Origin of the sequence: Rhizobium sp. C4 (assembly GCF_021026315.1) — a bacterium.
Taxonomy (GTDB): domain Bacteria; phylum Pseudomonadota; class Alphaproteobacteria; order Rhizobiales; family Rhizobiaceae; genus Ensifer_A.
In genome coordinates this window covers 551,773-573,149 of sequence record NZ_JAJNCX010000001.1, presented here as the reverse complement: position 1 = coordinate 573,149, position 21,377 = coordinate 551,773, and the positions used below count along the sequence as shown (strand labels likewise).

General features: G+C 62.5%; 18 protein-coding genes. 7 read left to right on the top strand and 11 right to left on the bottom strand.

Going from position 1 to position 21,377, the window contains the following annotated elements; translation table 11 throughout:
* Window positions 1–38: 38 nt before the first annotated feature.
* Complete coding sequence (locus LQK84_RS02850) at window positions 39–1,265, top strand: alpha-D-ribose 1-methylphosphonate 5-triphosphate diphosphatase (protein WP_230827073.1); 1,227 nt, start codon at window positions 39–41, stop codon at window positions 1,263–1,265.
* A gap of 118 nt (window positions 1,266–1,383) precedes the next feature.
* On the opposite strand, the gene LQK84_RS02845 is transcribed toward LQK84_RS02850, so the two are convergent.
* The gene (locus LQK84_RS02845; RefSeq protein WP_230827072.1) at window positions 1,384–2,880 is read right to left on the bottom strand and encodes a replicative DNA helicase; all 1,497 of its coding nucleotides are present in this window, start codon (window positions 2,878–2,880) and stop codon (window positions 1,384–1,386) included.
* 289 nt (window positions 2,881–3,169) lie between these two features.
* Between LQK84_RS02845 and LQK84_RS25200 the strand changes: the two genes are divergently transcribed.
* The gene (locus LQK84_RS25200; protein ID WP_230827071.1) at window positions 3,170–4,297 is read left to right on the top strand and encodes a GGDEF domain-containing protein; all 1,128 of its coding nucleotides are present in this window, start codon (window positions 3,170–3,172) and stop codon (window positions 4,295–4,297) included.
* Between the two features lie 37 nt (window positions 4,298–4,334).
* Here LQK84_RS25200 and LQK84_RS02835 read toward each other — a convergent pair whose 3' ends face one another.
* Window positions 4,335–5,261 (bottom strand): DMT family transporter, encoded by a 927-nt coding sequence (locus LQK84_RS02835; protein WP_230827070.1) that lies wholly within the window; start codon window positions 5,259–5,261, stop codon window positions 4,335–4,337.
* Between the two features lie 182 nt (window positions 5,262–5,443).
* Here LQK84_RS02835 and LQK84_RS02830 point away from each other — a divergent pair, with 182 nt between their 5' ends.
* Complete coding sequence (locus LQK84_RS02830) at window positions 5,444–5,863, top strand: PACE efflux transporter (RefSeq protein ID WP_230827069.1); 420 nt, start codon at window positions 5,444–5,446, stop codon at window positions 5,861–5,863.
* Between the two features lie 61 nt (window positions 5,864–5,924).
* On the opposite strand, the gene LQK84_RS02825 is transcribed toward LQK84_RS02830, so the two are convergent.
* The 5 genes from LQK84_RS02825 to rpsF form a co-directional block, all read right to left on the bottom strand.
* Window positions 5,925–7,181 (bottom strand): SAM-dependent methyltransferase, encoded by a 1,257-nt coding sequence (locus tag LQK84_RS02825; protein WP_230827067.1) that lies wholly within the window; start codon window positions 7,179–7,181, stop codon window positions 5,925–5,927.
* 438 nt (window positions 7,182–7,619) lie between these two features.
* Window positions 7,620–8,198, bottom strand: coding sequence for a 50S ribosomal protein L9 (gene rplI, locus LQK84_RS02820; protein ID WP_230827066.1), 579 nt, complete (start codon window positions 8,196–8,198; stop codon window positions 7,620–7,622).
* A gap of 13 nt (window positions 8,199–8,211) precedes the next feature.
* Complete coding sequence (locus tag LQK84_RS02815; RefSeq protein ID WP_230827065.1) at window positions 8,212–9,210, bottom strand: DUF2232 domain-containing protein; 999 nt, start codon at window positions 9,208–9,210, stop codon at window positions 8,212–8,214.
* A 155-nt stretch (window positions 9,211–9,365) separates the two neighbouring features.
* Complete coding sequence (gene rpsR / locus LQK84_RS02810; RefSeq protein WP_109858096.1) at window positions 9,366–9,611, bottom strand: 30S ribosomal protein S18; 246 nt, start codon at window positions 9,609–9,611, stop codon at window positions 9,366–9,368.
* Window positions 9,612–9,623: 12 nt separating this feature from the next.
* Entirely contained in the window at window positions 9,624–10,070 is a 447-nt protein-coding gene (gene rpsF / locus LQK84_RS02805; protein WP_112626855.1) for a 30S ribosomal protein S6, read from the bottom strand.
* 527 nt (window positions 10,071–10,597) lie between these two features.
* On the opposite strand from rpsF, the gene LQK84_RS02800 reads away from it, so the two are divergent.
* A complete protein-coding gene (locus LQK84_RS02800; protein WP_230827064.1) occupies window positions 10,598–12,724 on the top strand; it encodes a putative bifunctional diguanylate cyclase/phosphodiesterase in 2,127 nt (708 codons plus the stop codon).
* A gap of 24 nt (window positions 12,725–12,748) precedes the next feature.
* Here LQK84_RS02800 and LQK84_RS02795 read toward each other — a convergent pair whose 3' ends face one another.
* The 3 genes from LQK84_RS02795 to LQK84_RS02785 all read right to left on the bottom strand — a co-directional run bounded on the left by LQK84_RS02795 (window position 12,749) and on the right by LQK84_RS02785 (window position 18,392).
* Window positions 12,749–15,835 (bottom strand): efflux RND transporter permease subunit, encoded by a 3,087-nt coding sequence (locus LQK84_RS02795; RefSeq protein ID WP_230827063.1) that lies wholly within the window; start codon window positions 15,833–15,835, stop codon window positions 12,749–12,751.
* A gap of 14 nt (window positions 15,836–15,849) precedes the next feature.
* Window positions 15,850–17,202 carry an efflux RND transporter periplasmic adaptor subunit gene (locus LQK84_RS02790; RefSeq protein WP_230827062.1) on the bottom strand — a complete coding sequence of 451 codons (1,353 nt, stop codon included), beginning with the start codon at window positions 17,200–17,202 and terminating at the stop codon, window positions 15,850–15,852.
* Window positions 17,203–17,309: 107 nt separating this feature from the next.
* Entirely contained in the window at window positions 17,310–18,392 is a 1,083-nt protein-coding gene (locus tag LQK84_RS02785) for a calcium:proton antiporter (RefSeq protein ID WP_442966864.1), read from the bottom strand.
* Between the two features lie 193 nt (window positions 18,393–18,585).
* Here LQK84_RS02785 and LQK84_RS02780 point away from each other — a divergent pair, with 193 nt between their 5' ends.
* Both LQK84_RS02780 and LQK84_RS02775 read left to right on the top strand, forming a co-directional pair.
* The gene (locus LQK84_RS02780) at window positions 18,586–18,933 is read left to right on the top strand and encodes a YidB family protein (protein ID WP_230827061.1); all 348 of its coding nucleotides are present in this window, start codon (window positions 18,586–18,588) and stop codon (window positions 18,931–18,933) included.
* A 63-nt stretch (window positions 18,934–18,996) separates the two neighbouring features.
* Entirely contained in the window at window positions 18,997–19,455 is a 459-nt protein-coding gene (locus LQK84_RS02775; RefSeq protein WP_230827060.1) for a hypothetical protein, read from the top strand.
* Between the two features lie 110 nt (window positions 19,456–19,565).
* Here LQK84_RS02775 and LQK84_RS02770 read toward each other — a convergent pair whose 3' ends face one another.
* Entirely contained in the window at window positions 19,566–20,609 is a 1,044-nt protein-coding gene (locus LQK84_RS02770; RefSeq protein WP_230827058.1) for an aldo/keto reductase, read from the bottom strand.
* A 171-nt stretch (window positions 20,610–20,780) separates the two neighbouring features.
* Between LQK84_RS02770 and LQK84_RS02765 the strand changes: the two genes are divergently transcribed.
* Entirely contained in the window at window positions 20,781–21,362 is a 582-nt protein-coding gene (locus LQK84_RS02765; RefSeq protein WP_230827057.1) for a DUF3592 domain-containing protein, read from the top strand.
* Window positions 21,363–21,377 lie beyond the last annotated feature (15 nt).

Below are 21,377 nucleotides of genomic sequence, written 5' to 3'. Positions count from 1 at the left end.
TGAGGCGTCCGCGATGGTTTCAGGGAAAGGGCCTGTCGATGGAGAAGAATGCGGCAACCGTGATCGAAGGCGCAACGCTGGTCATCGACGGCCGGCTGGAGCGCGCCAGCCTGCGTTTCGAGGCGGGGCGGATCACGGCGATCGACGGTGCGCGCGACGGGGCGATGGTCATCGACGGCCACGGCCTTCTTGTCGGCCCGGCCTTCATCGACATCCACGGCGACGCCTTCGAGCGCCAGATCATGCCGCGTCCGGGCACGATGTTTCCGGTCGACGCAGCGCTTCTTGAAACCGACCGCCAACTGGCCGCCAACGGCATCGCCACCACCTATCACGCCCTGACGCTGAGCTGGGAGCCTGGCCTCCGCTCCGTGGAGATGGGCCGTGCCATCTTCGATGCTCTGACGAGGCTTCAGCCGCGTCTTCTGGTCGAAAACCGCCTGCAGCTGCGCTGGGAAAGCTTCTGCTTCGAGGCGGTGGACCTCATCCGCGATGCCCTGCAGGGTCAATTCACGCCGGCCATCGCCTTCAACGACCACACGTCCATGGCGCTGCTGGATCCGTCCGTCACCATGCAGGAGCGCCCGTTCGAATTCTCGCCCGACTTTCCCGTCGTCGATCTGAAGGACCCGGCCTTTGCCGCGAAGATGGGCGAGCGTGCCAAGCGGGCGAAGATGTCTCTCGATGACATGATTGCGCTGATCGCCTCAATATGGGAGCGCCGTCCGCAGGTGCCGGGCGTGATCGACACCGTCGCGAGCCTCGGCCGCGCCGCCGGAGCCCCGATGCTCTCCCACGATGACAGCCAGACCGAAACGCGCGACTATTTCCGCGGGCAGGGTGCGCGCATCAGCGAATTCCCGATGAACCGCCGGGTGGCGCGTGCCGCCCGCGAAGCCGGCGACGCCATCGTCTTCGGCGCGCCGAATGCCGCGCGTGGCGGCAGCCATCTCGGCAGTTCGCCGGTCGTGGCCGAAATGCTGCGCGAAGGCCTGTGCGATGTGCTCGCCTCGGACTACTATTATCCCGCCATGCTGATCGGTCTGGCGCGGCTCGCCGCCGACGGTGTCGGCACGGTGCCGGGACTGTGGCCGCTCGTCTCCGGCAATCCGGCGCGCGCGCTCGGACTGGATGATCGCGGCTCGATCGAGCTTGGCAAGCGGGCCGACCTCGTGGCCATCGAATGGCCGGAGCAGGGGACGCCCGTCGTGCGTCGTACCTGGGTTGCCGGCCGCACGGCCTATGACACGACGCCGGCCGGCTGATCGCCGCGGACGGTGGGGAGGGGCGGAGAGCGCCCTCCAGGAAAGACAAATGCCCCGGAATGCGTGAACCGCGCTCCGGGGCATTTGCATCAAGCGATCTGGAATGTGCCGCTTCGGCCTAGTGCTCTTCGTATTGCATGAAGCTCGGGTCGGCGAGGTCGGTAAAGCGCGTGAATTCCGACTGGAAGGCGAGCTTGACGGTGCCGGTCGGTCCGTGACGCTGCTTGGCGATGATGACGTCGGCCGTGCCCTTGACCTTGTCCATCAGCGCTTCCCATTCCGGGTACTTCGGGTCGGCCATATCGCGCGGCTCCTGGTTCTTCACGTAATACTCCTCGCGGAACACGAAGAGCACCACGTCGGCGTCCTGCTCGATCGAACCCGATTCACGAAGGTCGGAGAGCTGCGGGCGCTTGTCGTCGCGGCTTTCGACCTGACGGGAGAGCTGGGAGAGCGCGATGATCGGAACATTGAGTTCCTTGCCCAGCGCCTTGAGGCCGGTGGTGATTTCGGTGATTTCCTGCACGCGGTTCTCGCCCGACTTCTTCGCCCCGGTCATGAGCTGAATATAGTCGACCACCAGACAATCGAGGCCGCGCTGGCGCTTCAGGCGACGGGCGCGTGCCGCGAGCTGGGCAATCGAGATACCACCGGTCTGGTCGATGAAGAGCGGCACTTTCTGCATCATCTGGCTGCAGGCGACCAGCTTCTCGAAATCGGCTTCCGTGATGTCACCGCGGCGGATCTTCGAGGACGAGACTTCCGTCTGTTCGGAGATGATACGGGTGGCCAGCTGTTCGGCCGACATTTCGAGCGAGTAGAAGCCGACGACGCCGCCATTCTTCGCCTTGAACGAGCCGTCGGGCAGAACTTCCGGCTCATAGGCTGCGGCGATGTTGTAGGCGATGTTGGTGGCCAGCGACGTCTTGCCCATGCCCGGACGTCCGGCAAGCACGATCAAGTCCGAGCGCTGCAACCCGCCCATCTTGCTGTCGAGCGAGACGATGCCGGTTGAGATACCCGACAGGTGCCCGTCGCGCTCGAAGGCGGCGCCGGCCATGTCGATGGCCAGCGCAACGGCATCGTTGAACGACTGGAAGCCGCCATCGTAGCGGCCGGTTTCGGCCAGTTCGAACAGGCGGCGTTCGGTATCCTCGATCTGCTTTTGCGGCGGCATGTCCAGCGGCGCGTCATAGGCGACATTGACGACTTCCTCGCCGATGCCGATCAGGGCGCGGCGCAGCGCCAGATCGTAGATCGCCCGGCCATAGTCTTCCGCATTGATGATCGACACGGCTTCGACGGCAAGACGCGCCACATATTGCGCGACGGTCATGTCGCCGACGCGGTCGTCGGCGGCCAGAAAGGTCTTGATCGTCACCGGGTTCGCGGTCTTGCCCATGCGGATGATATCGCCGGCGACCTCGAAGATCTTGCGGTGCAGCCCTTCATAGAAATGGGCGGGCTTCAGAAAGTCCGAAACGCGATAGAACGCGTCGTTGTTCATGAGAATGGCGCCCAGCAGCGCCTGCTCGGCCTCAACGTTGTTCGGGGCCTCGCGGTACTGCGGCTCGCCCGGTTTGACCATTTCAAGCTTGCGCGCGGCTTCGTTCATTGTCGGCATCCAATATCTGTCATGCGGAATCTTTATCTCTTACGCCCTCTTCGGAGCGGAGTCGCCCTTATAGATGATTCCCACAGCACGCGTGAACATGGGTGGAAAAGCCATGTTTTTGGATTGACAGTGTTCATTGAGGCGCGCCCGATTCCCCCGGAATTCGCCAGTCCGGGTGGCTCGCATGATAGATCTGCCGCGGCCGGGCGACGGAGTATTAATCAGTTCCCCCTACTATGCCGCGCTATATTGCCTGCCTGCATCCCACTTTTCCGCCGCGAGGTTTGACGTGCCATCGAGAGAACCGGATGATGTTTTCAGGATCCTGGTGTCGGAACTTGCCTACACCGTCATGCCCTCGGTGGTGATCTGCCTGACAATCGCCGTGATCGGCCTGTTTGCCTATGACAGCATTGGAAACATTCAAATTCTGCTGGCCGTAGGCAGCGGCGTCAGCATCTCGATTTCCAAGATTTTCGTCATGCGGGCGCACAAGCGCTTCAACGCGACGAGGCAGGCGACCATTGACGAAGCCGTCAGATGGGAACTGATCCACGCGCTTCATACGTTCATCGCCGCTGCATCGATTTGCTGGCTGGGGTCGTTGATGTTCATCTATCACGACCTCTCCGTGCAGATCCTGGCAACTGCGCTGCTCTATGGATATTGCGCCGGCGTTGCCAGCCGAGTGTCGGTTCGACCCTATATCGCAGCCTCCGCCATCGTGATTGCGTCCGTGCCGCCGACCATCGTGGTCGCGCTGCAGGGCGATACGGCCCACCTGATCCTGGCGACGATCTTTGCCGTCTTCATCGGCGCCGCCATGCAGAGCGTCTGGCATGTCTATCGCATGGCAACCAGACAGATTTCCCTGCGGCTTGAAATCGAGCAGCAGGCCCGCCGCGACCCGCTGACCGGGCTTTGCAACCGCATCGCATTGACCGAGGCGTTCCAGGCGCTGAAGCGGGACGAAGACACGCTGACCTGTGTCCATTGCTTCGACCTCGACGGCTTCAAGACGGTCAACGACCGTTTCGGCCATGCCATTGGCGATGAGCTTCTGGCTGCGATCGGGACGCGGCTGCAGGAGCTTCAAGGCCCCGGCAACATTCCGGTCCGCATCGGCGGGGATGAGTTCGTCATGCTCCAGTCGACGCTCAGCCATCCCGACGATGCGGATGCGCTTGCTGCCAGAATTCTCGGCACGCTCGGCATGCCCTATGTCATCTCCGGCAGGCCCATCACCATCGGCATCAGCCTCGGCTACACGATCGCACCGTCTTCGACAGCCGATCTTGGCGACATGATGCGGTTGGCTGACGCCGCCTCCTACCGCGTGAAGCGGCAGGGCGGTGGGGTGGATCGGGAAATTCCGGCCACGCTGGATCTGAACGCCTATTCTTCCGCCGCCGCATAGAAGCGCTTTGTCCGGCTGCCGCGCGCCCTCTGCCGGCCTAAAGCGCTGCCACTTCCACCTTTTGGCCCCGTCCGAACACATAGACCGCCATGGCAACGCCAAGGACCTGCAGGATTGCGCCGGCGGCCTCGGTGACGGTCGGCAGGCGCTGTTCGTAGATCAGCCCGAAGGCGACGCCGAAGACGGTTTCGGCAATGATCAGCTGCGAGGTCAGCGACAGCGGCACATGCTTTGACGCATAGACCCAGCACCATGTGGCAATCCAGGATGCGGCAAGCCCCATCGAGATCGACCAGGTTGCGAAATTGACGATCTCGCCGGTGGAGGCGGTCGTGAACAGGTCATAGGAGAGGGTCGGAAGCAGCAGAATGGCAGACAGCGCCGAGCCGACGCCCTGAACGCCGGTCCAGTGCAACCCGTCGGGCGCATCCGGCCGGCGCATGACGGCTGCATTGCCGATGCCATAGCCGATCCAGACGATCAGCGCCACGGTCGACCAGAGCACACCCGTCACGACCGAAGTGCCTGCGACGTCGATATGGGCGATGGAGGAGGCATTCGCGACGACGAGCCCGACGACAATCAGACTGAGCGGAAAAGCCAGCGCGCGCCAGGGCAGGGCATTCTCGCGGAAATTCGCGATGATGGGCAACAGGACCGGCATCAGCCCGGTGATCAGCGGCGGGATCACGGCGCCCGCATCCTTCACGGCAAAGGAGACCAGCAGGAAGTAACCCGCATAGCCGACGCTGCCCAGCAGAATGCCGAAGATCCAGAGCCGGAGCGACAATCCTGTCGGGCGGAAGCGGCGATGGAACATCAGAAGAATGCAGGTCACGCCGAAGACGCCGTAGCGCGTGGCGGCGAGGTCGAAGGCGGAAAAGGGCATGACGGCGCGCGGCGCGACGAAGGTCAGGCCCCAGAGCGCACAGGTCGTCAGGCCCGCGAGAATGCCGAGATACATGATGGCACCGGAATTTGGAAAATGGCGCGGACGCCGGACTGATGGGAGGCTCTATAGGCCGGTTCACCGCATATTGCTATTCCATTTGCGCCGCAGCGATAAATTCTGCGCTGCGCCCATTTCCTGGGCATGGCCCCTCATGTAGACAGGGTCTGTCGAACGAGCGCGGAGCAGGGCAATTGATGACACCGAAGGTCAGGCGCGTGGTCTATGTTGCCTCTTACGAGTTCTTCGCCATACTGTCGGTCGGCTTCGCGCTGTCGGTCCTGCTCGGCAAGCCGTTCTTCGACACCGGCAGCTTTGCCCTGATGACCTCGCTGATCGCGGTCGGCTGGAACTATGTCTACACCACCGGCTTCGAATGGTGGGAGGAACGGCAGACGGTGAAGGGCCGCTCGAAGCGTCGCCGCGCGGCGCATGCTATCGGCTTCGAGACAGGACTGCTGGCGCTCTTCATCCCGTTCATGAGCTGGTGGCTCGCCATCCCGCTTGCCGAAGCGCTGGTCTACCAGATTTCCTTCGCGCTTTATTTCCTCTGCTACACCTATCTCTTCAACCTCACCTTCGACTCGATCTTCGGCCTGCCGCAATCGGCGCAGTGATCCGACAAAAAGGCCCCGCCGCTGACGGGCGAGGCCGGATGTCGTTTTGGCAGAAGACGGCCTATTCGGCCGCTTCGCGCATATCCGTCCGTTCCGATGCGATCAGCGCGCGTTCCGTGTCGACCATGTAGTCGCGCGTCATCGGCAGGGCGTCGCGGCGCTTGACCAGCTGGAACTGGAAGACATTGAGATCGAGGAAGCGGAAGGCGGCTTCCGACGAGGCGAGGTAGAACTCCCACATCCGGCAGAAGTCCTCGTCATAGAGCTTCGCCGCGTCGTCCCAATGGGCGAGGAACCGGGCGCGCCAGTGCTTCAGCGTTTCGGCATAATGATAGCGCAGGATCTCGATATCCGTCAGCATCAGGCCCGACCGCTCGATGGCGGGCAGCACTTCCGACATGGAGGGGATGTAGCCGCCGGGGAAGATGTATTTCTCGATGAACGGGTTCGTCGCCGATGGCGGCGAGGCCTGGCCGATCGTGTGCATCAGCATCACGCCGTCGTCATCGAGCAGCGCCGCCGCCTTCTCGAAATACTCGTTGAAGCCCTTCTTGCCGACATGTTCGAACATGCCGACCGAGACGATGCGGTCGAACTTGCGGTCGAGATGGCGATAGTCCTTGAGCAGGAATTCCGCCCGGCTGGACAAGCCGTTGGCGACCGACCGCTTGTTGGCGATCGCCCATTGCTCGTCCGACAGCGTGACGCCCGTCACATTTGCCCCGAACGTCCCGGCCAGATAAAGTCCCATCCCGCCCCAGCCGCAGCCGATGTCGAGGGTCGAAAGGCCAGGCCGGTCGAAGTTGAGCTTGGAGGCAATGTGGCGCTTCTTGGCGAATTGCGCTTCTTCCAGCGTCGTTTCCGGGGTCGGGAAATAGGCGCAGGAATATTGCCGGTCGTCATCCAGGAAGAGATCGTAAAGCGCGCCCGAAAGGTCGTAATGGTGCTGCACGTTGCGCCGGGCGCGCATGAAGTCGTTACCGCGCGAGACCAGATGGCCGAAATTGCGCATGGAAAGCGCCAGCCGCGCAAACGAGTTCTTCGTCTCCACGCTGCCGGGCATGTTCGTCAGCGTCACCTTGAGGAAGTCGTAGATCGACCCTTCCAGCATCTGCAGGGAGCCCTGCATGTAGCATTCGCCGAGCTTCAGGGCCGGGTCGAGCATCAGCAGGTTTTCAGTTGCGGCATCGGTGAGGCGTGCGTGAACGGGTTCGCCCGTTCCGTCGCCGTAGCGATAGGTCTTCCCGTCCGATGCCGTGATGGAAAGGTTGCCCTTGAGAATAGATCGGGAAAGAAATCTGTCTAGAAATCGATACATGCTTGCCTCCGCGCGAAAGCGGGGCGGCGAAGGGTGGACGGTCTCGCCAGAGTCCCGCTCAGATAACCATGATCCTTGGCTGGCCGGCCGCGTTGAACGGTCGCAACACCGGTCCGCGCAGGTCCGTCCTTTTGCAACGGGGTCGACCGCTGTAGCACTGGAGGGGAGTTGTCTGCCGGACGGCAGACGCCTGACCGAGGAGCGGGAGCCGCTCTCACCAGCGCGGATCAGAATTACGCAATCCCAAACTTATTCACCGGTATTGATACTAAGGATTACAAACTTTCCGCCGCGAATCAACTGGATTTCTTAACGAGTGATTAAATTTTCGCCGGGTGCCGGGAATGCTCAAAAGAGAGCCTGTCGGATGGGGCGCCGAACGCAAAAGGCCCGGGTGTTTCCACCCGGGCCTTCGAGAATGCTCCAGACAGGAAGCGATCAGGCTTCGTCTTCGTCTTCGTATTCAGCTTCCGGGTTGAAGAAGTCTTCCGGACGCAGTGCGTCTTCGTCGACGCCGTAGATGGCTTCAGCCGAGGTGAGGTCTTCACCCTTGGCCTGGCGCTCGGCTTCTTCGGCCGAACGGGCAACGTTCAGCTCGATGGAAACGGCGACTTCTGCATGCAGGTGCAGCTCAACCTTGTGCAGGCCGATGGCCTTGATCGGGTTGTTCAGTTCAACCTGGTTGCGGGCGATCGTGAAGCCTTCGTTGGCGAGGATTTCAACGATGTCGCGGGCAGCAACCGAGCCGTACATCTGGCCGGTTTCGCCAGCCGAACGGACGACGATGAAGGACTTGCCGTCGAGAGACTCGGCAACCTTCTGGGCTTCCGACTTGCGCTCGAGGTTGCGGGCTTCGAGCGTTGCGCGCTCGGATTCGAAACGTGCCTTGTTGGCAGCGTTGGCGCGCAGCGCCTTGCCGAGCGGCAGGAGATAGTTGCGAGCGTAGCCGTCGCGAACCTTTACGGTTTCGCCCATCTGGCCGAGCTTGGTGACGCGCTCAAGAAGAATGACTTCCATCGTGATGTTCCTTTCAGGTGTTCGAGGTGTCTGTTGGGGTCTTGTCTGTGGGTGTGCCGGCCACAGGCGTGAGCGCAATGGCGCGGCGGGTATCGAGCAGGCCGACGATCAGGAAGATGACGCCGGTCAGCGAAATGGTGAGATAGGCGAGGATCAGCGCCGGCATCCGCCAGGACTTGCCACGGCTCTTCAGGTGGAAGGCTGCAAGCCCCGCCAGCAGGAAGCCGCCGCCGAAGGCGCCGGAGATCGACGAGCCGACGATCGTCAGCACGTTGTTGTGCGAGACCATGCCGCCAATCAGCAGGGTGAGGCCGACGCCCAGCACATAGATGCTGTCGCGGTTCATGCGCAGTGCCGAGGGCATGTCTTCGCGCGGTCGCAGCGCCGTGGTGGTCGTGCGCACGATGATGGCCGAGAAGTAATAGGCGGCAAAGATCGTGATGACCGACATGACGGCCTGATTGAGCGGCAGCAGGTAATAGTAGAAGGCCGTGACCTGGGCGAGAACGGCGGCGTCCATGCTGAAGGTCGGGTCCTGCGCGCTGAGCGCCTTCATGGCGGCGCCGATGATGTCCGAAGCGGTGCCGCGGCTGTAGCCGGTCACGAACAGCGTCAGGGCGACGGCGACGGCAACCAGCGTGCAAAGCCGCATCATCATGTCGGCGAGCGGATACCAGGCCATGACATTGGCCGGACCGCCGAGCTCTTCGGCGGGACGCGCAAAATTCGCCAGTCGCGACATCCAGGCAGCCGGCAGCTGCGGCAGGGCGAGGATGGACACGGCGAAGAGCGGGGAAACGGTGAAGGAAAGAACGATGAAGCTCGCGGCAAGCGCGGAGCCGGCGGCAACGATGCCAAAGCCGAGGCCGGCGATGAAGACCGGCATGCCGGCGAGAATGAGGAAGACGATGGAGGCGGACAGATGCGACGTCGCGGCCAGCACCAGAAGCGCTGACGTCAATCCGGCGAGTGCGCCGATCGCGATCGATTTAAAGTCCGGGTTCATCTTCATCTCGCTGTCCTGCCGTTGCTCTTGCTCAGGCAGTTAGGGAAGGGGCTTTCGCCATTCAATCCCAACATGGGTTTTGTTTGGTTCCGATCCGCGCCCATCGCGGAAGGGATCGGCGGAGGCCTCGTTCAGAAGCCTCCGCCGGACTTCAGACTGGCTTAGGCCAGAACGTAGGGCAGCAGGCCGAGGAAGCGGGCGCGCTTGATGGCCTTGGCCAGCTCGCGCTGCTTCTTCTGCGAAACAGCCGTGATGCGGGACGGAACGATCTTGCCGCGCTCGGAAATGTAGCGCTGCAGGAGACGGACGTCCTTGTAGTCGATCTTCGGAGCGTTGGCGCCGGAGAAGGGGCACGTCTTGCGACGGCGGTGGAACGGGCGACGTGCCGGGGAAGATGCATCAGCCATGGTCATATCTCCTTATGCACGGTCTTCGCGCGGACGGCGCGGACGGTCGTCGCGGTCACCACGATCGCGGTTGAAGCCGCCTTCACGCGGGCCACGATCGGGACGGTCGCCATCACGACGCGGACGGTCGTCACGGTCGCGCTTCTGCATCATGGCAGACGGGCCTTCTTCGTGTGCTTCGACCGAAACGGTCATGTAGCGAAGAACGTCTTCCGAGATGCGCATCTGGCGTTCCATTTCCTGGATCGCTGCAGCCGGAGCCGTGATGTCCATCAGGACGTAGTGAGCCTTGCGGTTCTTCTTGATGCGGTAGGTGAGGGACTTGAGGCCCCAGTTCTCGACCCGGCCGACCTTGCCACCGTTTGCTTCGATCACGCCCTTGTAGTTTTCTACAAGGCCTTCGACCTGCTGCGGGGTAACGTCCTGGCGGGCAAGGAATACATGTTCGTAAAGTGCCATTGTATTTTGCCTTTCTTGCGTTTCGATCAAAACCCGGGCATGGCGCCAAGCCTCAACGACTGTTCAGTGGCCCTTTTGACGGGGCGGCAAGAAAAGCGTTTTGTCTCATACGGTCGAGAGCGGAGACACGGGAGGCCGGAAAGCTTCTGCTTCCATGTCGGACACGAATGTCCGGACCCTCCGTTCAGCCACCAGCCATAAGACCGGGTTAAACGATCAAGCGCGGCTTATACGCATTTTGGCGCCGATTGCAAGGGCTGAGGCAAGGCAGCGCTTCTTGCATGGTCTTTTCTCGACTTGCTCTGAGACAAAGAAGAGTTGGTATGGTTGCATTACGTTTCAGGCGAGAAGTCTTCAAATGTGCAGGATTTGTATTCCAGGTCCCCAAATGGGCGAATGATACTTAAGTAGATATGGATTGATTAATGTATTTTTATGCTGTCCCTGCTACTCCTTGGATCATCCGGGTCTCTTTGGGGGAGATTCCGTTTGAACGCAGGATACTGCGTTAGGGGAAGAGATTGATTTTGACGCCTGGGAAATATTTCGGGGACTGGCGGAACTGGGTGGCTCCCGCGGCGATCGCCGGGACGCTCGTCGTCGCGCTCTTTCTGGCGTTCCTTGTGGTCATGGTTCTGGAAGCCATGGGCGACAAGGCCAATGAGATCGACGATACCCGCGCGATGAGTGCGGCGCAGACGGCGCTCACCTCCGTTCGGCGGCGCCTGTCCGGCACGCTGGAAGACAATGCGGTCTGGCGCGAGGCCTTCATCGCGCTCCAGTCCCAGAACCGCAAGGAGTGGATGTGGACCAATTGGGGTTCGATCTCGGCTGACTACCAGCTCTATGACGGCGTGGCGGTGACGGATCCGGAGGGGCGGTTGATCGCCAGCTATTTCAAGGGCACAGAATTCGATGCGGTTGCCGCCTTTGGCGATACATTTGTCAGGCAGGCCCGGGCTGCCGCCGAACCCGACAAGCCGCCGATCACCAATGTTTTCAAGATCCACGAGAGCGTTGCCATCGTCGGCTCCCGTGCGCTTCAGCCGGACCGCAACATGCCGCCCGGTGGCCGCTACAACGTCGTCACCATGTTCAAGCTGCTGACGCCGGCGATGGTCGATTCGGTCGCGTCTGACTATTTCCTTCCCGATCTTCATCTTGCCGTCACCAGGCCGCCGGGAGAGCTCAGCCTGCCGCTGACATCCATTGATGGCGATACGCTGGCCTATCTGGCCTGGCCCGGCCGCAACCTCGGCACCCGCCTTTACGACGAGGTGCGTCCGGCGCTGACTGGCGCGCTCGTTGCCCTCGGAATCCTGCTGGCAACCGCCGTCTTTGCCGGATACGCCGAGCTGCAGTCCCTCAGGCGTCTCGCGCTCGCGGCGGACCGGGAAGCGACACGCGATCCGCTGAGCGGCTTGCTCAACAGAAAAGGCATGATCCGGGCGCTGCAGGCGCATCTCGGCAATGCCCGGGAAAGCGCGGGTCTCACCCTCCATCTGATCGATCTCGACGGCTTCAAGGCGGTCAACGACACCTGGGGCCATCTGGTGGGCGACGAACTGATTGGCGCCGTCGCAGCGCGCCTCGTTACCTGTCATCCGCGCCTCGAATTTGCAGCACGCTTTGGCGGCGACGAGTTTGCGCTTGCAAGCCGGCCCGGCACGGATCCAGCCGAGGTGGCCGAAGCGGTGCTTCTGGCGCTGAAGCAGCCGTTCCACGTCGCCGGGCACACGACGGAAGTCGGTGCGAGCGTCGGCTATGCAACCCATGCCCCGGAGATGGACACGTTTGAGCTGATCCGGCGAGCCGACATGGCGCTCTATGGCGCCAAGGAAGCGGGCCGGGGGCAGTGCATTGCCTTCACGCCCGAGATGGACCGGGACCGCGAGGTGGTCGCCGAACTCGAAGAGCAGCTGCGCGAGACGCTTGACCGGGGCGAACTCTCCGTCGCCTTCCAGCCGGTCGTCTCATCCGAAAACGGGGCCGTTGCCGGCGTCGAGGCGCTGGCGCGCTGGTCCCCGCCACAGGGCCCAGTTTCTCCGGATGTCTTCATTCCGCTGGCAGAGAAATCCGGGCTGATCTTTCAGCTGGGTCAGATCGTGCTCGAACGCTCGATCAGCTTCGCCAAGGCCCGGCCGGGGATCGACATTGCCGTCAACGTGTCGCCGACGCAGCTTTGCTCGCCGGATTTCGCCGACAGTGTTGCCGCGACCCTGGCCGCGGAGGCGTTCGATCCCCGCCGCTTGATTCTCGAGGTGACCGAGGGCGTGCTCTTCGACAGCCCCCTGCAGGCGCGGCGCGCTATCGACGCGCTGAGGGCCATGGGCATCCGCTTTGCGCTGGATGACTTCGGCACCGGCTATGCCAGCATCGGCACGCTCAATCATTTCACCTTCGACCGCCTCAAGCTCGACCGTTCGCTGGTCCAGGGGCTGGACAGCGAACGGGGCAGGGCACTGCTCAACGCCACGGTCTCATTGGCCGAGGCGCTGGGAATTCCGGTGATCGTCGAAGGAGTTGAAACGCCCGAACAGGCCGGCCATCTGCGCCAGCTTGGCTGCCAGTTCATGCAGGGCTACTATTTCGGCAAGCCGATGAGCGCCGAAGATTTCGACAGCCTGCCCGGGCGGATGGCCCGGGCAGGCTGAGGCTTTATCCGATATTCCAGACCGTCATTCCGCCGGAGCGGTTGCCGGCTGGCGGGGCTTGCGACGGGTCAGCGTCCGCGAGATCCATTCCACCTGCGTGAAGATCACCGGCGTGATGAACAGCGTCAGCACCTGGGAGATCAGCAGACCGCCGACCACGGCCACGCCGAGCGGCTGGCGAAGTTCCGAGCCGGGGCCGCTGCCGAGTGCGACGGGAACTGCAGCCAGAAGCGCGCAGAAGGTCGTCATCATGATCGGGCGGAAGCGCCGGACGGCGGCGATATGCATCGCCTCCCCGGGGTCCATCCCGTCGTCTCGCATCAGCGTCAGCGCCACGTCGATCATCATGATCGCGTTCTTCTTCACGATACCGATCAGCATCAGAAGGCCGATCAGCGCCACGATGGAGAAGTCCAGCCCCCAGAGCTTCAGCGCCAGAAGTGCGCCAAGAGCAGCCGACGGCAGACCCGACAGGATGGTGAGCGGGTGGATGAAGCTCTCGTAGAGCACACCCAGAACCACATAGATGGTCAGGATGGCGGTGGCGATCAGCAGACCGGTATTGCCGGTCGACTGGGCGAAGATCTGCGCCGAGCCGGCCAGTTCCGTCGTCACCGTTTCCGGCATGCCGATTTCGCGGCGCAGCTCGTTCAGCCGGTCCGTCGACGTCCCGAGGGAAACGCCCTGCGGCAGGTTGAACGACAACGTGACGGCGGTGAGCTGTCCCGTCTGGTTGACGGTTACCGGACCAGCCGTCCGGCTGATCGTGGCGATGCTCGACAGCGGAACCTGCGTGCCGGTCGTCGTCGGCACCAGCAGTGCGCCGAGATCCGTTTCATCCCACTGCCGGCTCTGGTCGAGCTCCAGAATGACGTTGTAGCTGTTGCCCGTCGTCTGGATCTGCGTCACGTCCAGCGTGCCAAAGGCGGCTTCCAGAATGTTGCGGATCGAGGCCGAGGTGATGCCGAGCGCATTGGCGCGGTCATTGTCGATCTTGATGTTCGCCTGCAGCGCGTTGTTCTGCAGGTCGGTCGCCACGTCGACGTAGTGGGCGCTGTCGGCGGCCATTGCGTTCTGCAGCTTGGTCGACCATTGGCGCGTGTCGTCGGCGTTCAGCGACTTCAGCACGACCTGATACTGGCTCTGCGTGCTGCGGCCGCCGAAGCGCAGGCTCTGCACCGGCACGATGAAGGTCTTCAGACCCGCAACATCGTTGAGCGCGCGCCGCATCTGGGCAAGCGTGATCTCAAGCGCCGGACGCTGGTCGCGTTCCTTCAGCTGCACGAACATCGAGCCCGAGTTGAAGGTCGAGCCGCCGGGCCCGCCGCCGAGCGACGAGGTGACGTGCAGCACGGCCGGGTTTTCCGACATCACCGCGGCAGCCTGCTGCTGCAGCTTCGCCATGGCCTCGTAGGAAATGTCCTGGCGCGCCTGGGTCGATACCGTCAGCAGCCCGTTGTCTTCGCTGGGGAAGAAGCTTCGGGGCAGGGTGGCGAAGAGATAGGCCGAGCCTGCGAAGGAGAGCAGGAAGACGACGGTGACGATGACCTTGTGGTTGAGGCACCAGCCCACCGAGCGGCCGTAGCCATCGTTGATCCGGTCGAAGAGGCTCTTCTTGTCCGAATGGTGATGAACCGTGTCGGGCAGGCGCGCCGTCAGCATCGGGGTGACCGTCAGCGACACGACCGCCGAGGCGAGGATCGAGAGCGAGACGACGACACCGAATTCGTTGAGAACGCGCCCGACCACGCCGCCCATCAGCAGGATCGGCAGGAACACCGCGACCAGCGACAGCGACATCGAGACGATGGTTGCCGTCACTTCGCTACTGCCCTTGATGGCAGCCTCGAAGGGGCTCATCCCCTCTTCGACATAGCGCACGATGTTTTCGAGCATGACGATCGCGTCGTCCACCACGAGACCGACGGCGAGCGTCAGGCCGAGCAGCGAGATATTGTCGATCGAAAGGTTCAGCCAGTACATGAAGCCGAAGGTGGCGACGATCGAGAGCGGCACGGCGAGCGCAGGGATCATCGTCGCCCAGAAGCGGCGCAGGAAGAGATAGATGACCAGAACGACGAGCGCGATGGTGATCGCCAGCGTCTTCTGCACGTCCCACACGGCTTCGCGGATCGAGTTGGAGGCGTCGTTGACGACCTTCAGATGCATGCCGGCCGGCAGGTTGGCTTCCAGCTGCGGGATCTGCGCATTCACGCGGTCCACCACGTCCACCGTATTGGCATCCGGCTGGCGATAGACGGCGACGGCAATCGTCGGCTGGCCGTCGAGCCAGCTGCCCTGCTGCTTGTTTTCAATGCTGTCCTGAACGTCGGCAACATCGCCGAGGCGGACGATGCGTCCGCCGGGGGTGGCAATGATCAGCGTGCGGAATTGGTCGGCATTGGTGCGCTGCGTGTCCGCATTGACGGCTAGCGCCTGCGAGGAATTCTGCAGCGTGCCGAGCGGCGTCTGGTCGTTGGCGGCCCGCAATGCGCTGGCGACCTGGGTCAGGCTCAGGCCACGGGCGGCAAGCTTGTCCGCATTGGCTTCGACGCGCACCGCATAGGTCTTGGAACCGAAGACCTGCGCCTGTGCCACGCCATCAACCGTCGAAAGGGCGGGCGACAGCACGTTCTGCGCAATGTCGTCCATCTGAGTGACTGGTGCGGTATCGCTGGTCAGCGCCAGGAAGATGATCGGGCTGTCGGCCGGGTTGACCTTGCGGTAGCTCGGCGTGCTCGTCAGGTTGGACGGAAGCGCACGCTGCGAACGGGCAATCGCCGCCTGCACGTCGGCCGCCGCCGCGTCGATATTGCGGGTGAGCACGAACTGCAGCGTGATGCGCGTGCTGCCGAGCGACGAGCTGGCGGTGATCGAGTCGATGCCGGCGATCGTCTGGAACTGCTTGATCAGCGGCGTGGCGACGGCTGCCGCCATCGTGTCGGGCGAGGCGCCGGCAAGCTGTGCCGAAACGCTGATGGTCGGGAAGTCGGCCTGCGGCAATGCTGCCACGGGCAATTGGCGGAAGGCGCCAATGCCGGCCATCATGACGCCGACGATCAGAAGGATCGTCGCGACAGGGCGGCGGATGAAAATCTCGGAGAAGTTCACGTTGAGCCAGCCCTTCAGTTCGCTTGCGCCAGATCGGCGGCCGACGCACTCTTGTCGGCAGCACTGGATTGCTTGTCCTTGTTCTTGCCGCCCGCGCCCTTCGGCTTGTCGCCGGCAGGCTTGGCTGTGCCATCATCGATCTTGACGGCCGCGCCGTTCGACAGCGACTGCTGGCCTTCGATGACCACCTTGTCACCGGCCTTCAGGCCTTCCTTGACGCCGGCGATGCCGTCGGAGCGGAAGGAGACCTTTACCTGACGCACCTGCACCTTGTTGTCGTCGCCGACAACATAGGCAATCATGCCGTTCTGCTGCGGGGCGATCGCCACGTTCGGAACCAGCACGAGGTCATGCGCAATGCCGACGGTTGCCCGCGCACTGACCGACTCGCCGGGCCAGAAGGCCTTCGAGGAGTTGTCGATCATTGCCCAGAGCCGGAACGATCCCGAGGTCTGGTCAACGGCGTTGTCGATGAAGGAAACCGGAACCGAGACGGACTGTGTTCCGTCGCTGGCATTGGTCGGACGGACCGACACGGTCAGTTCGTTCTTCGCCAGCGCCTCGCGGGAAACGCGGAGATCGGCTTCCGAGAGCGTGAAGACCGCGTAGACATTCTTGTTGTCCACGATGGTTCCGACCGCCGTGCCGGCCGCCACATAGGCGCCCTTCGATACGGAGATCACGCCGAGCTTGCCGTCATAGGGCGCGACGATCTGGGCGTTGGAAATCGCCACCTGGTCGGCGAGGATCTGCGCGCGGTCAAGCGCAAGGGCTGCCTGTGCCTGCTGGAAGGCGGCATTGGCGTTGTCCGTCGACTGCTGCGTGGCCGCACCCTTCTCGCCGAGGCTCATGGCGCGGTCGAGGGTGATCTTGGCGTTGTCGTAGATCGACTGATCCTTGGCCAGCGTCGCCTTGTCCTTGGCAAGCGTGGCTTCCTGGGAGCGCGTGTCGTAGGTCACCAGAATGTCGCCCGCCTTGACCTCGGCACCGTTCTGCACCTTCACTTCGGTGACGACGCCGGCGATCGGGCTGGCCAGCGATGTCGTGTCGCGGGCGGCGATGAAGCCGAAACTGTCGCGGAGCATCGGCAGGTCGCCGGCCTTCGCCTCGACCACCTTCACCGTCGTCGGGCCGCCACCGCCGCGCTTGCCGGACTGGCCACCCTTGCCCTTGCCGGCATCAGCGGATTTGCCCGCATCGCCCGGCTTGCCGGATGCGTCGGCCGACTTTTCTGCGCTGTCCGGCTTGGCCTGCGGAAGATAGGCTGCCACCTGCGGCGGCAGGTAGGGGACGAGCTCGGCGCGATAGTAATAGCCAGCGCCCCCCAAGCAACACAGGATGATCAGAATGGTCCAAAAGCTGCGCATCAGAAAACCGCCTCGTGGGAAATCGTTTGACTTTGTCATATAATGGGCGCGCCGCGGCTGTCACCTAACAATGCTGTAATGATAGGTTTCGCGAACGAAAATGCGCCCTAGAGCCCCATGATCGTCAGCATTGCGAAGGTGGCAAACAGCACGAAATGCGTCATGCCCTCGATGGCGTTGGTCTCGCCATCGGAGAAGTTGATGGCTGCGACCACGATCGTGATCGCCACCATGACCGTCTGCGGCACCGTCATCGCCATCTCGAAGGGCTGGCCGGTATAGAGCGCCAGCGCCTCCATGACGGGAACCGTGAGGATCACGGTCGAAAGCGAGGCGCCCATGGCGATGTTGACGACGACCTGCATCCGGTTCCCAAGTGCGGCGCGCAGCGCTGTCAGGATCTCCGGTGCGGCGGAAATCGCGGCGACGGTCACGGCGACGAGCCCCACCGGCGCGCCGGAATTCTTCAGGCCTGCGCTCATGAACGGGTTCATCACCTCGGCGAGCAGGCCGATCAGCACGACGCCACCGGCAACAATGAGCCCGGAAACCACGATGGAGCCGCCTTCCTCCTCGTGTTCGTGGGCTTTCGCGCGTTCGCCGCGGGGATAGGTATAGGAAAAGAAGTAGCTGTGGCGTCCGACCTGCATGCGCAGGAAGAGCGTATAGAGAACCGCCATCACGCCGATGGTGAAGAAGGAATAGACCATCCGCTTGTCGCCCGGAATGAACTCCGGCACGATCATCGAGATCCCCATGGCCGTCAGGATCATCACGGCGTAGGTGCGCCCGGAATCGTCATTGTAGGATTGCTCACCGTGTCTGAGCCCCCCGAGCAGGGCGGCAAGGCCGATCAGGCCGTTGATGTCGATCATCACGGCGGAGTAGATCGTGTCGCGCACCAGCGTCGGCGAGGCGTCTTCGGCCTGCACCACGATGCCGAGGATCACAACCTCGACCAGCACCGCAGAAAGCGTCAGCACCATCGAGCCATACGGATCGCGGACCTTGCCGGCGATGACCTCCGCATGATGGGCGACCCGGGTCGAGACCAGCACGATGAGGACGACGATCCCGGCGGTGATTGCCAGCGACAGGGCCTGGCCTTGCGACAGCAGTTCGTGTTCCCCAAAGAGCAGAGCGACCAGCCCCAGCAGCGCCAGCCCGATCCGCCATTCATCTTTCAGCATGCCTGCCATCTGATTCCCCATAAGTCATCCCCGTCCGATCGATAGCACGCCGGGCGCATTGCGGCAAAAACAGACCGGATGACGCGAACCTTTTGGACGGGCGGAAGGGTTAACAGTTCCTGATGACAATGAAACTGCAAGCTGTTATTCATTTTTCAGAATGTACCAGTCAGCTCACGGGGGAGAGTTACAGATGGGTCTTTTCGACGGTCTCGGATCGGTTATCGGCGATGTCCTGAGCGGCAGGCCGGTCAACCTTGTATCGATTGCCGAGCAGGTCTTCGCCAATGCCGGCGGTGTTAACGGCATTCTCTCCCAGTTGCAGGCTGCGGGTCTTGGCGATCAGGTCGCCTCATGGATCGGCACCGGCTCCAACCTTCCGGTCTCGGCTGACCAGATCAAGTCGGCCCTCTCGTCAGAACAGATGGCTTCTCTTGCCAATGCGCTCGGCATCGACATCGGAAATCTGCCGCAATTGCTTGCTGAACATCTTCCCAAGGCGGTCGATCAGGCAAGCCCCAAAGGAGTTCTGCCGTCCTGATATTCGAAAGATGCAGGCCGGCGGGGTGGAAGATCTCTTAAATCAACAGTGGAACAGGCGATCATGTCTTACAAACTCATTATCACTGCAGCAGGCGCACTTCTCGCAGGCATCGCATTCTCCTCTCCGGCCAGCGCGCTGAGCATGAAGGAATGCGGCGTCAAGTATCAGGCCGCCAAGGCCGACGGTTCGGCCAAGGACATGAAGTGGAACGACTATCGCGCCAAGTTCTGCGGTGCCGACGCTGCCGCCGAAGACAAGAAGGACGACGAAGAGGTCGCCAAGACCACGGCCGACAAGGAACCGCCGGCTCCGACCGCCAAGGCTCCGAAGGGCGTCAAGTTCCCGGCAGCCGTCGACAAGAAGTATGCTTCCGAGACCCCCGGCAAGCAGCGCCTCCACACCTGCGCCGACAGCTACCACGCCAACAAGGATGCCGGCACGCTCGGCGACCTGAAGTGGATCCAGAAGGGCGGCGGTTTCTGGAGCCTGTGCAACACGGCTCTGAAGGGCAAGGGCTGATCTTCAGCCTCGCTTACACTGAATGAGAAAAGGCGGCCCGAACGGCCGCCTTTTTGCTGTCTGGCACTGATTTCCCGGCCGGGGTCGGGCGAGCTCCGCCCGATCCGTCGTCAGATCGGCAGCGGCCAGGTCCGGTGAATGTGCTGGATACCCTTCAGGACCTCGTCCGAAAGCGTGACGTCCTTCGATCCGATATCGGTCTTCAGCTGTTCCATCGTCGTCGCGCCGATGATGACCGAGGCCATGAACGGACGCGTCAGGCAGAAGGCGAGTGCCATGGCGGACGGATCGAGGCCATGCATACGGGCAAGCTCGACATAGGCGCGGACGGCCGGATCCTCATAGCCGCCGAAGCGGCCGCCGAGATCCGTGTTGATCGATCCGCGCGAACCGGCCGGGCGCGCGCCATCGAGATACTTGCCGCTGAGCAGGCCGGCGGCGAGCGGCGAATAGGCCATCAGCCCGACCTTCTCGTGATGGCAGACTTCGGCGAGATCGGTGTCGAACTTGCGGTCGAGCAGATTGTATTCGTTCTGGATCGAGACCATGCGCGGCAGTCCGTGCTGGTCGGCGAGCTGCTGGTACTTCATCACGCCCCAGGACGTCTCGTTGGAAACGCCCCAATAACGGATCTTGCCGGCCTTCTTCGCCTTGTCCAGCGCTTCCAGCGCCTCCAGCAGTTCGGCGGTCGCGTGATCCGTATCCTGCTTCGAGGGCGTGAAGGCCCAGTTGGCGCGGAAGGCATAGGTGCCGCGGTTCGGCCAGTGCAACTGGTAGAGATCGACATGATCGGTGCCGAGGCGCTGCAGGCTGAGGTCGAGCGCCTTTTCGATTTCGCCGGCGCTGATCGGCACGCCGCCACGGATATAGGCGCGGCCGCGGCCGGAAATCTTGGTGGCGAGAATGACCTTGTCGCGCTTGCCGGTCTTCCGGAACCAGGAGCCGATGAACTTCTCGGTATCGCCCTGCGTCTCTGCGCCAACCGGCGTTGTCGGGTAAAGCTCGGCCGTGTCGAAGAAGTTCACACCCTGCTCGAAGGCATAGTCCATCTGCTCATGCGCTTCCGCCTCGCTGTTCTGCGTACCCCAGGTCATGGTGCCGAGGCAGATTTCCGAAACGTTGAGGTCGCTTGCGCCAAGTTGCTTGTATTTCATGAGGGGGAGAACCTTCGCTGGATTGACGGTCCGCAATTTAGGGCCCTTTGCAAAATCGGCAAGGTGTGCAACGCACAAAATTCTGTGCGGGGTGCCGAAACGCATAACGCCATCTTCACGCTTTGCGCTTAGCGCTTTTCAACCGGAAGCTTCGAAAGCAGCGGGAAATCCATGCTCATTGTCATACGTCTGCTCTTTTCAGCCGGCCTGTCTTTCCTGGTAGCGTCGCTGGCGCTGTATTTCTCCAACCGCGAAGCGCAGCTCGCCCGCGACCTGCTTGCCAACGGCGTTGCCGTCAAGGCTGCGGTGAAAGAGCTGAGGGAACATGATTGCCGCAGGAGAGATGCCTGCGGCGGGCGGGTGAGCTACAGTTTCACCGACAGGATGGGCAACGTCCAGAACGGCGCGGGCGATATTCGCGAAGCCGAACTCCTGCCGCTCATTGCCGGATCGACCGAGTTCCGGCAATCGCCGTCGCTGAGGTCAGTCGTGAAGTTCGATCATGTGCCCCTGCCGGGCGCGACGGTGGACGTCCTCTATCGCGACACCGATCCATCGACCCATCATCTGCGCAGCACGCTGATCAACTGGACCTGGCAGGACCCTTTGCTGCTGTCGCTGCTCTCGGTTCTTTTCTTTGTTGCAATCTATTACTGGACCGGCCTGATGGCCTCCACCTTCCTCGGCGTGCCGCGCGAGAGATGGCTTGTTTGGATCGAAAATCAGCTGTGGCGGCGCAATCCGGAAGGCTGAAAACCTTGGGCGAAA

Coding starts and splice junctions, on each gene's coding strand:
- LQK84_RS02850 (WP_230827073.1), top strand. CDS start 39: ATGGAGAAGAATGCGGCAACCGTGATCGAAGGCGCAACGCTGGTCATC.
- LQK84_RS02845 (WP_230827072.1), bottom strand. CDS start 2,880: ATGAACGAAGCCGCGCGCAAGCTTGAAATGGTCAAACCGGGCGAGCCG.
- LQK84_RS02835 (WP_230827070.1), bottom strand. CDS start 5,261: ATGTATCTCGGCATTCTCGCGGGCCTGACGACCTGTGCGCTCTGGGGC.
- LQK84_RS02830 (WP_230827069.1), top strand. CDS start 5,444: ATGACACCGAAGGTCAGGCGCGTGGTCTATGTTGCCTCTTACGAGTTC.
- LQK84_RS02825 (WP_230827067.1), bottom strand. CDS start 7,181: ATGTATCGATTTCTAGACAGATTTCTTTCCCGATCTATTCTCAAGGGC.
- rplI (WP_230827066.1), bottom strand. CDS start 8,198: ATGGAAGTCATTCTTCTTGAGCGCGTCACCAAGCTCGGCCAGATGGGC.
- LQK84_RS02815 (WP_230827065.1), bottom strand. CDS start 9,210: ATGAAGATGAACCCGGACTTTAAATCGATCGCGATCGGCGCACTCGCC.
- rpsR (WP_109858096.1), bottom strand. CDS start 9,611: ATGGCTGATGCATCTTCCCCGGCACGTCGCCCGTTCCACCGCCGTCGC.
- rpsF (WP_112626855.1), bottom strand. CDS start 10,070: ATGGCACTTTACGAACATGTATTCCTTGCCCGCCAGGACGTTACCCCG.
- LQK84_RS02790 (WP_230827062.1), bottom strand. CDS start 17,202: ATGCGCAGCTTTTGGACCATTCTGATCATCCTGTGTTGCTTGGGGGGC.
- LQK84_RS02785 (WP_442966864.1), bottom strand. CDS start 18,392: ATGCTGAAAGATGAATGGCGGATCGGGCTGGCGCTGCTGGGGCTGGTC.
- LQK84_RS02780 (WP_230827061.1), top strand. CDS start 18,586: ATGGGTCTTTTCGACGGTCTCGGATCGGTTATCGGCGATGTCCTGAGC.
- LQK84_RS02775 (WP_230827060.1), top strand. CDS start 18,997: ATGTCTTACAAACTCATTATCACTGCAGCAGGCGCACTTCTCGCAGGC.
- LQK84_RS02770 (WP_230827058.1), bottom strand. CDS start 20,609: ATGAAATACAAGCAACTTGGCGCAAGCGACCTCAACGTTTCGGAAATC.
- LQK84_RS02765 (WP_230827057.1), top strand. CDS start 20,781: ATGCTCATTGTCATACGTCTGCTCTTTTCAGCCGGCCTGTCTTTCCTG.